Genomic DNA, 11,607 nt, shown 5'->3' on the forward strand with positions numbered 1-11,607 from the left:
TCAGATACAAAGTAAAAGAAAAGTAACAAGAAATTCTTTCCGCTTCTCTATAAATTGCCCGTACCGACCTATCGGAGAATTCTTAAAATAAATTCCTACTTTTTATACCCACTTTATAAACTCGTTTTTATTCTCAATACAGTTAGCGAATAGGGCTTGAAATTATATGTAAATTCTCTGGCAAATTTATCATACGAGATCTCCTGAGGCGATATTAACAGAGGAATTTCAAAAGAATTTTCATCCTTTCCGGATGCTGCAGATAAAGTAATAATCCGGCCTTTTGCTCTGATAGAAGTAGCAAGCAACTCAAAAATCAAATCCAGTTTTTCACTTTCTCCATTCACTACCTTTATCACCGTTTCACCTTTTTGATAATCATATCCGGCAATGACCTCCACTTTTCCCTGTACAGGCTCACCCACGGATAAAACTTTCAAATTTGTATCCGGCCTGTTCTGGCTAAACAACTGCTGCACATAATAGGACGAACGTCCAATGACCTGTTCGTTATTTACCCAAATCATATTCGTACACCAGTCCCTACGATTTGAATTCTCAATCAAAGGTGCATAAGAGGACATAGTCACCAAATCGGAGTTTCTTTCCATTCCCGTCATAAAAGCCGCTTCGCTCAACGCAGCTTCCATATTTCCACTTCCTACCTCTTGGTTGCATGCATATTCACCTACATACACTTTATATTTTCCCCGTTCCTTATTATCAAACAGGTGGGTGTTTTTCCAAAAGAAATCCGATTTTACATACCAATGAGGATCTATCATATCCACTTCGCCCAACCGGGTTTCATCATCACCGAAACCAATCGACGAAATAAATTCAATTTGAGGATATTTAGGCTTCAGCACATTATAAAATTTCGTATAGATCTCCGTATAGCGTACTCCCCAATTCTCATTTCCCAATTCGACATATTTTAGAGGGAAAGGCTTTGAATGACCGGCTTTCATTCTTTTAGCCCCCCATTCTGTCGTGCCATCCCCTATCGCATAATCGATCGCATCGCATATATCCTGAATATAAACGGGTAATTGAGATTCATCCACATAATCTCCATTCCTGAACCGGCATGACAATCCTACATTCGCAACGAACATGGCCTCGGCTTCAATATCTTCACAAAATTGCAAAAACTCATGATAACCAAATCCCATGGTAGTTCTATAATTCCACAAGTCCCATTCGCCTCGGCGAGTCATCGGATCACCCAAAGTCTCTTTCCATTTCACACGGTTCTCAATAGTAGCTCCTTCCACAATACATCCCCCGGGCCAACGGATGAAAGCCGGTTTCAAATCAGCCAACTTCTGGGCAACATCCCGGCGAAGACCGTTTTCTCTGTTTCTAAAAGTCTTCTTGGGAAATAGAGAAACATAATCCACCCACACTGTTCCCGGAGCATCAAAACACAATTGGAGACTTGCTTTTGAATCCGTACCGGATGTCTTCAGGACAGAAGTGAATTCTTGCCACCCTTCTTTCTCTATCTGAAATTTTTTCTCTGCTAAAATCTTATCATCAGACGATACTATCCGGGCTGTCACTCCTCCTTTATACTTTTCACTCTTTCGAACATAAAAACGTAAATCATATTTTTCACCTTTTTCTACGGGAACGCCCCAATATCCTTCATTGACTAAATCGACCGTACCCTCCTTTCCTGTTTTCTCTATATCAATTCTCATGGAATGCGGTGTTGCCGGATGAAGCCGGTTTTCATCTACCACAGCATAAGAAGCCTCTCCTGCATTTTTATTCAGCTTCCAAGCTGTGTACTTCAGTTTTTCAATATCCCAGGGGTGTCTCCAATTAGATAGTTTATTAGTTATATAATTGGGAGATTGAGGTGCATAAACAAACCCTGCCTTATATTCACAACCGGAAATAAAAACATGTTCTTCAAATCCTCGATTCCGGATAAGTTCTGCATACAAAGCACCATCGCCGGAATGGTTGATCTCTTCAAAAAAGATTCCATACATGCTCTTAGGAATTTCCGGCCCAGGCCGAGAATAATCAATTTTTAATGTGGGTTGTGCAACAAGCACAGTCATACACAAAAATGCTAAAACAAAAAAGCTTAATTTCTTCCGAATAACCATAAATGAAGGAACAATAAACATGAACCGAAAGAATAATTCTTTTCTCATAATAATATATTTAAGTAATAATATTGCAAAAAAAAAGAAGAGTCAGTACAAACATGAATAATATTCTACTAAAAATGAAAAGAATCCAAGCTTTCCGGAGAAATAATACTCATATAGTTTCAACCGATTGGAACCATTCCATTCCTATAAGAGAAACCAACAGTTTCATTAGAGAGTAACTATTCGTTCCAGCAAATTGAAACGAATAGTTACTTTACATGAAAACAACTCATGACTACAATTCACCGTCTACTTAAACTGACCAATTTACAATAGAAAGAATGGATGTCAACAAATCAAAAGCTATTCTTAGTAAAGAAAGATTTTCCGATTCTCCATTTTTGCAGATGAAGTACACTCTACAATATATATTCCGCTCAATAATGACAACTTTATCGATTCATTGTCACTTTCAACTACCTTATTCATTAATAGCTCCCCATTCACGCCAAAGATTTGAATCCTTGCACCACTACGATTAATGACATGTAGACAATTATCAACAACAAATATATTTGTATTTGCATTACCTGGCAGAATGTTTTGATGAATGGAGGTAATCTCTCCATCCAACTTTTTTTTAGCTTCAACTAAATTATCTGTTGTTGTCAGCTTCACTCCATATAAAGAGACTCTGCCTTTACTAAATCTTACATTAATTTTCTGCTTGCCATCCGTCATAATACGAGGTATTGCATAGTAACGTTGTGCAAAGTCCAAACGTGCCAAACGACTAATACTACTTTGATAAGCCAAATTCTGACCATCGATAGAGATCCAAAAATCGCCATAACCGTTAGGTTCGTCACCAAAATACGTTAACTGTAGATAATACTGTTTATCGGCAGGCAATTCCTCCGGTAAAAGTTCTAATGTATATTGAACATATCCTACCATAGATGCATCTCTAAAGCGATTGTAAGTCGGTCCCCAAAAATTAAATGAAGCAGCACCGGTATTAGAGCCAGAGGAAAGAACGTTATGAGCTTTCTCACTTTCCTGTACCCCGGTCAAAACTCTGTCGGGAATCAGCTCACGTTCTTTTTGCAAATCTATGCCATCTCCAATTTTCCAATATACATTATAACGGCAATGATGGGTATCGTAAAATGGTTGCATTTCATAGTTCTTGCCTAATCCGGTGGTTGTAAAATTCAATGTACCCTCTTTTTTTATAATCCAAGATTCCAACGCTTTACGGCTTCCCATTAATGAAGGGAAATATGCATCCGGAGCCGGATCTTTAATTTCTTCCTGAGGCCAGGAAAAACCAATATCCGATTGTCCGACTTCTCCCATATTCGCTGCCAATAATACCGGTCCATAAAAAATGGCAGAAACATTTATATCATCGGGCAAATCTACCAAACGAAGTTTACAGGGAATTGTTATTAATATTTCATCTCCAGCAGCCCAAGACGAAGAAAGTTTTATGATTTCTCCCGGCTTTGCAGATATCTTCTGCTTCGCACCGTTAATAGTAATTGCAATACCACCTTCTTCCACCCAAGACGGATAACGGATACAGATATCTTTATTAAATGAACCGCTTTCATTAATAATCAGTTTCACATTATTCGTAACCGGAAAATCCGTTTCCATTGTTAACTTTAAACCGGTTTCTTCCCAATTCAAAGTCGAAGGCGTAAATAAATTTACCAAGATCCCTATATCACCCTTAAAATAAATAGCATCTACATATTTCGCATGGCTTTCCATACCAGTACCCACACAACACCAAAGATTGCTATACAGGTCACTATACATCTTAAATGTTCCCGGTTTCAAATTGACATGATAGCAAACACCTGCATCACTCCGTGGAGAAAGGATAGCCAAAATATGATTCCACATCGTATTCTCATAGTAATCTAAATACTCCGTATCACCTTCCTGACAAAATAAATCTTTAGCCAACTTCAACATATTATAGCTACTGCAAGTCTCCGGACCTCGCTGTCCTAAGCGGTACGTAAGCAAATCCGGCGTTCCGAAACGTTCATTATTACCATTACCGCCATTACACAACGTATGATGATCATGTACAATATGAAAAAAGTTATGAGCCGTTTTCCCGCTTCGTTCATCTCCGCTATACAAATAGTGAATGGCTGCACCTACCGCCATCGGCACATGAAAATTAGAATGCCTGCCAGATAAATCATCTCTATTTCCACTCATAGCTGCTGCAAAATTATCGCGTGTAAACCTTCTGGCAGCATCCAGAAACTTAATTTTACCACTTAACGCATATGCATCAGACAATACTTCGACCATTCCACCGTGCTCGGACTCCAACATCTTTTGAAGATTATCATCTGTAAAATTTTGCATCCACATAACTAACCACTCACAAAATTTCACAAAAGCCACTCTGGCATTTTCATTGCCTGCATAAATATAAGCGTCCCGGAATGCGGCAAACGCCTTATGATGTGCATAAAAAGGAAAACCGATATTATTATTCCCCCAAGGATGCCCGTTTTCATCCCATCCATAAGGGGTAATTACCTTCTCTTTGGCCATCTTATAGAATCCCCATGTAGGAGCATCATTATTTGAATACAAACCGTCTCCCATTACATCTTGTGCTTGGATCATCACATCGACCATATGATTTACCCGTTGTAACAAATCTTCATCTCCGGTAGCAGCATACCCCATTGAAATGGCCGACAGGTAATGAGCAAAGGTAGCATCATTAGCTCCACCATAAAGTTTATAGTCATCAATACCTAAATTATACTTAAATGTCTGAGCCAACAGACGATTGACATCAAATGATTTCAAATATGTAATATTCTTATCCATTGCCTGCTTTAAACGTCCTTCACCCAACCTTACTTGCCTGTAAGGAAAGCCTTCCCAGACTTGCTTAATAGCAGTTTTTCCTACAGGTTCTCCAAAACCATACTTCAAAGAAGATAAAAACAAATCGGCGTAACGCATCAATTTACCTCCTTTTAATTCCGCCAACTCACCTAAAGCAAAAATATCCGGTTTACTGTCTTTATCAAAGTCCGCAACATAATATTTCCCATTTCCGACAGGAGCCAAACAAAAAATATCCGGACTCTGACCGGCAGGTGTCGCTTTTACATGCTGCGTAAAATTTCCTCTTCCATCTCCTAATAACATGTATGCCTTTTTCGTAAAAGCACCTTCTTCTTCATCCGTTTTCAGTGTTTTATAATTGGTTCCGGAATATAAAATATCCAAATGCCCATCGCCATCAAAATCTGCCACAGCCACAGCTGCTGCATCAACTCCCATAAAAGAGTTTTCTGCCGCCTGTGTAAATTGTCCCTTTCCATTACCATAGAAAAACACAACAGAGTGCTCTTTCTTTGAAGAAGCATAATCAAATGCCACAATATCGATATTGCCATCCTCATTAAAATCACCCAACCCCAATCGAGGATAAATCTTAAAATTATAAGTAGAAGAAATAGCATCAGTAATAAATGTGTTGTTACTCTGATAAAGACTTACTTGCAGTCCTCCACTTTGAGAAATTGAAACAATATCCAAATGCCCATCATTATTTACATCACTGACAAGGGACTTTCCTCTATAAGTACCAACCAATCCTGTAACATCTGCTGTCAAAGAATATAAGTTTGCTCCATCATTCAGATAAACGTAAGCCTTTCTCACCCCTCCAAGTTGCACCAGATCAACATGTCCATTTCCATCTACATCAATAAAAAACAGGTCTCCATCAATCAACCCGTAATCTAAATCTTGTTTTTTCCGGCAACTGACAGCATCTCCTACATATTTCAATTCTGCTATATAACCTTTTGCATTATTGGTTGCAGCCGGACTGGCAGTTCCACCTTGCAAAGCCAATATAAATTGTTTAGGAGCTACCTTGGTATAGGCAATACTCCCATTATTCATAGCACTAATACCCAAATCGATTCTTTTAAAAGTCCCGTCGCCATTGTTTTGCAATAAGTTGACATAAGAAGTCTCAAAATCATCATAGTTGGGTCCCATTACAATCATATCAGGATAACCGTCTTCATTAAAATCACCAATACACGCAGTTCCATTGGTCGGATTTGAATATAATCCTTCAAAAGAAACTCCCGAATTAGGAAATTGATAAAAAATAGCATCGTATTTATCCTGAGCAAAAGATATGTTACAAAACAGCAATGTAAAAATGTATATAATTTTTCTCATATTATTCAATTAAAAGCATAACTAACTTATTACAAACTATAAATATAACCTAAAAGCTTACTTACATCATCCGGATTATCGAAATCGATCGAATGTTGTCCCGAAAATTCTTTTATCTGATATTTATATTGCTTAAATATCTTCACTAATCCTTTGAGTGAATTAAAACTGCGATACCTATCTCCTACTATCACATAATAAATACAATCGGTATTAGCCTTAAATTTTTCATCGGAAATTAAGCGTCCATGCAACCCTACACTTCCTGTCCCTACGCTTCCCCCTTGTGATAAAGTGACATTGGAGATAGCAGAAGCCCCCGAATACCCACCATAAGCACTGCGTTTACCTTGAGAAATAAACTTAGATTTCCATTGAACAAAAAAATTTGTATCTCCTGCTTTCAACATCTCATAAAACATATCTTTTTGAGCAGGCACAAATGAACGATGGCCAATAATAATCATATCTACATTTTGCGGTTCACCTATCGCCATTATAGTATTATCATTAGACAGGAATAAAAATTCTTGTTCTATTGTATTATAATTCAGGATAGCCTCCTGCTGAGTGTTATTTCGATACTTGATCGTTCCTCGTTGGAACTGGCTAAACAAAAGACCATCACCCGGGTTTTGTGCATCCATCTGCATAACACAAACGACCACAAATATAAGTATGCCGCTAATTCTTTTCATTTTATTCTCAAATTAGGTCTGTCCAACAAACTTTAAAGTACAACGAATGGATTAAAAAAAGGCAGGTACCTTTTTTGCAATCGAGATACCCACCTTTTTTGTCACAAACTATTTAATAGCTATTTTCTCAGTTACAGTATTATTCTCCACAACTACTTTTACAAAATAAATTCCTGTACTCAACCCCAATGGAATAATTGTACTATCGTCAACAACCTTCAAGGTTTTATAAACTATACCTGATAAATCAAATACAGTTATCATAGTGCCAGAAGCACCATTAACATAAAGGTTTTTGTTTTGTACACTGATAGAAACAGAAGATAAACTTTCTTTTTTAATTGAGCTTCCTCCACCTTTCGAAACATTTGCATAGAATCTAACATCCCCTAATTTTGCATAATAAGTTGTTCCGGCCTGAATTAAATCAGGTTTTCCATCACCATTAAAATCACCAACCAAGAATTGCCCAAATTGAGCTCTTCTGCACATCGGTGCAATCCCTTCACTCGTATTATCTTCAGACATAGTACACTCTATTTCATTAAAGCCTCCATCGCCATTACCACTAAAATAATAAGTACGGCAACCCCATGCCTTATCAGAATTTTGATTCTCAACTCCTAAAATAAAATCTTGATTACCGTCACCATCAAAGTCAGCAATTGCAAAATCGCCACGCTGTCCACCTAACCATTCAATAGCTTCACCATTTTTATTCTTTGCAGGAATTTCCGTAAAAGCGCCATCGCTGTATTTATAGATTTTCACAATATATTTCCAATCACCACCTGTATTATCAACTGTTCCCGCCATTACAATTTCCGGCTTGCCATCATTGTCCACATCCATTAAATCTGCTTGAGTTCCATCCTCTTCTTTCCTTATATTAATGCCATCCTCACGATCGGCTACAGCAAACGGAGTCACCAAAATTTCAGTAAATGTTCCATTACCATTATTTATATAAGCAAAGAGTCCTACTCCTTGAATAGGTAACAAAATATCAATTTTCCCATCCCCATCAATATCACCTTTCACTGCAAATGTATTAGTTGCCGGTCTGATCCCATGTTTATCTACATCCATCTCGAAAAACTCATTGGTGTCATCCAGATTTTCATTTATAATTGCAAAGGCATCCCAAGAAGCATTGGCAATCCAACTATGCTGGAAAACATCCAATCGCCCATCATTGTTGACATCCAATATACGGATGCTTCCTCTTCCTGTTCCACGATCCAGATAAGCCAGATCTTTCAATGTAGCCGTAGTTTCATCCGCTGTCAGCTGATAAATATAAGCTTTAAAAGGATTAGTCCAGTTACCATCGGTACCTCCTTGAACAGCAACCATCCACGAACCATCAGGAAATTTCTCGCAATCAACAGAGCCGTTTCCTCCCAAACCAAAATCATCGTCCTGATAGGCCAACAAAGGTATGTCTTCCCGCTGTCCTAAATAAACGCGGAAGAAACTTTTCATCACCCTTTCCGTATCAGTACCCACATTATGCAAACCCGTTACAATGAAATCGTCTATCCCATCATTGTTAAAATCTCCAACACATCCTCTTACTCCAGATTCACCTACAAAAGTTAAATCAAAACTAAAAGCCGGCTGCAATTCCAAAATATCACTGATAGCACCACTAACAGGTTGCTGAGCCAACAATGATGAAGCCGATAAGGCTAAAGTTAAAAGTAATGCACTTTTTTTCATAATCATAATATTAAATTATTAATAAGTAAAACAACAATATCATTTGTATTTTTTAATTACATCTTCTGGTATTCCTTCTACTTTCAATATCGAAGAATAATTATAAACACCACCAAAAGCATTGGTAGAAATACCTAAACGCAGATAAGCATAATTACGATAGTTATTGACATAAGAATCATTCGAATAATATTTAGAAAGTGGATAACCTAACTCCAATGCATCTGTCGCTTCTCCTGTTTTTAAATCCTTATATGCTATTATTACTTTTTTAGACATATTTACAAACGATTCTGTATTCCAGTTGATATGCATAGTAGGGCTTACAAAAAGTGAAACATTACGCATGCTAAGATCAAGGGTTGAAGCTTCATCATCAACTAACTTTCTAATTGAAAAATTGGTTATTATAGAATCATTACGAAAAAAGGCTTTGGCATTTTCAAATCTATAATAAGGAGATACCTGGAACTCCATAGTCCTGTTCTTATCCAACATGACATAAATAGTATCCAATAATCCTGTTTCTTTACTTACAGGAGCAAAATCTTTCCACGTATAAGCCGAATATATGTCAGCATCCTCGATATCACCATTATTAGTATTTACCACCATTTTATAACGTCCCGGGAATAATAAAGACGAGAAGTTCCCTTCTTGATCCATATATACACTAATCCATGTGCTACCCGCGGAAATAAATCCATCTTCTCTATATTGAAATAGTTTAAACACTATTCCGCGTTTTGTATTCAACACTTGGTCTCCATCAACTAAACGACCGGTAAACATCACATTAGGCTCATCATAATTATCAAACTCACAAGATGCACACAACAAAATGACTGTTAGAACTAAAAGTGATATAGATATTTTCGTTTTCATATTTTTCTTTTTTTAGATGAAAGTTAATGTCCAGGATTTTTTACTAATTTTGAGTTTTTAGTTAAAACATCAGCATTAAAAGCTGAATAATAGTTCACACGATTAAATTTCCGTGGAGTTGGAAATTTGGCAGGCAAACGTCTTATAAAAATCCATTTATTATGAGTTTCATGTCCGGGTCGATATACCTTATAGGGCCACAAACCATAAAGCATGGCTGTTTTTGACTGATTATTTCCATTCCAAATATCTTCCGCAATTCTCCAACGACGCAAATCGTAGAACCGATGTCCCTCAAAAGCCAACTCAACTTGCCGTTCGGCACGTATATCATCAATCGTCAGAGATTCCAATAATTTCGTAAAACCTGCTCGTTCGCGAAGTTGATTAATACAATCCAATGCAAAACTTTCGTTTTCGGCACCTCCTAATTCGTATGCTGCTTCAGCGGCATTTAACAAAACTTCGCCATATCTATATCGTATAAATGAAACTGCGCTTCCACCATCCGATTCAGTTTTCTCATCCATATATTTACGAACATAAAAACCGGTTCTTGTTATATAATCGGCCTCGGAAGGTCCATCATAACCAGTCTTTGCTTCGGTTATCAAAACACCGTCAATTGTCAAATCATTCGGATTATCCAATTTATTACCCTGCTCATAAAAAACCAGTTTTTTGCTTTTTTCATTATAATAAGCTATTCCCGCACGAATATCCAAAGCTTTATTCATAAAAGTAGATCCAGGAAGCATAACCGTCGCAAACAGACGATTATCCTTGTTCCGAAAAATATCTTCTATATTATCATAATATAAATAAGATTCCGGATTGTTATCAAATTTATTAGTGGTTGTGGAAGTTTCATCCGCATGATCAGGATCAACATATGCTTGTAGTTTTCCATCCGTACCATCCAAGTTTTTAAAAGCATCTACTAAATTTAAAGAAGGATTTACTGCTGTACCCGATGTTCCGCCTCCTGTAAAACTGCGAGGCAGATTTGAAGCAGTCCATGAATGAAGAATTGTAGGTGCTAAATATTCTTTTATAAAAATCGATTCATTATTACCTGCATTTGGCAATGTTGTGAATAATTTATAAAAATTCGTCTTTTTATCAGCATCCTTATCATACAGGCCATAAATTCCCATATCCATTAGATCTTTTGCCGCCTGTAATGAGGCCTGATAATATTTCACAGACATACTTACAGGAATTCCAACTTCTTGTCCCGGTAATGAAACAGGTTCTTCCATTAAAGAATTATATTTAGCTAAAGACCCTGCATATAACATCGCGCGACATTTTAACGCTAAAGCAGCACCTTTAGAAGCTCTATTATATTGAATTATAGCAGGTAAATTCAAGTCATCCAAAATTTCATCTAATTCTGAAGCTATAAAATCATAAATCTCATATTCTTTGCTACGAGGCACCTCATAAGTAGTAATGTCTTTACTCGGATCATAAACCATAACATCAGTAATTAATGGAACCCCTCCCATACGTTTGACCATCTCAAAATAAACATAAGCTCGTATAAAGCGCGCTTCGGCTATATAATAACTCTTTTCATCCTCTGACAAAACTGTAACATTCTTCAGCTTAGACAAATGAGTATTTATATCACGCATAAGCGTATAGTCATAATATTCCAAATAACCATTTGCATATCCTTTCAAATCATTCTGCCCGACACCTGACATGGCCTCATCAAGTTCTGTAAAGTAACCGGTTCCCTGATACATTGCACCCGTATCCGGCAAACGATTATATAAATTAGTAATGATAGCAGTTATATTTTCTTTCCCGGAATATGCCTTTTCGTCATCTATAAAAGTTTTAGGTTCTCTATCCAACCAATCATCACAAGCAGAAAAACCTATCGCGACGAAAACTAACAAAGTATATAAAATCATTCTTTTCATATTTTA

The 11,607-nt window shown here is 37.1% G+C and carries 6 protein-coding genes; all 6 read right to left on the bottom strand.

Annotated elements, in window-relative coordinates; genetic code table 11:
- Nucleotides 1–113: 113 nt before the first annotated feature.
- Entirely contained in the window at nucleotides 114–2,003 is a 1,890-nt protein-coding gene (locus tag RB604_RS03560; RefSeq protein WP_224206603.1) for an alpha-L-arabinofuranosidase family protein, read from the bottom strand.
- Between the two features lie 477 nt (nucleotides 2,004–2,480).
- Entirely contained in the window at nucleotides 2,481–6,362 is a 3,882-nt protein-coding gene (locus tag RB604_RS03565; RefSeq protein ID WP_007479674.1) for a beta-L-arabinofuranosidase domain-containing protein, read from the bottom strand.
- Nucleotides 6,363–6,391: 29 nt separating this feature from the next.
- A complete protein-coding gene (locus RB604_RS03570) occupies nucleotides 6,392–7,060 on the bottom strand; it encodes a hypothetical protein (RefSeq protein WP_007479673.1) in 669 nt (222 codons plus the stop codon).
- Nucleotides 7,061–7,168: 108 nt separating this feature from the next.
- Complete coding sequence (locus RB604_RS03575) at nucleotides 7,169–8,788, bottom strand: T9SS type A sorting domain-containing protein (protein WP_055293832.1); 1,620 nt, start codon at nucleotides 8,786–8,788, stop codon at nucleotides 7,169–7,171.
- Nucleotides 8,789–8,821: 33 nt separating this feature from the next.
- Nucleotides 8,822–9,667: a DUF3823 domain-containing protein gene (locus RB604_RS03580; protein ID WP_007479671.1), complete on the bottom strand. Its 846-nt coding sequence runs from the start codon at nucleotides 9,665–9,667 to the stop codon at nucleotides 8,822–8,824.
- A gap of 23 nt (nucleotides 9,668–9,690) precedes the next feature.
- Entirely contained in the window at nucleotides 9,691–11,601 is a 1,911-nt protein-coding gene (locus tag RB604_RS03585) for a RagB/SusD family nutrient uptake outer membrane protein (RefSeq protein WP_007479670.1), read from the bottom strand.
- Between the last annotated feature and the right edge of the window lie 6 nt (nucleotides 11,602–11,607).

It is taken from the genome of Bacteroides salyersiae, assembly GCF_031172035.1.
GTDB lineage: Bacteria > Bacteroidota > Bacteroidia > Bacteroidales > Bacteroidaceae > Bacteroides > Bacteroides salyersiae.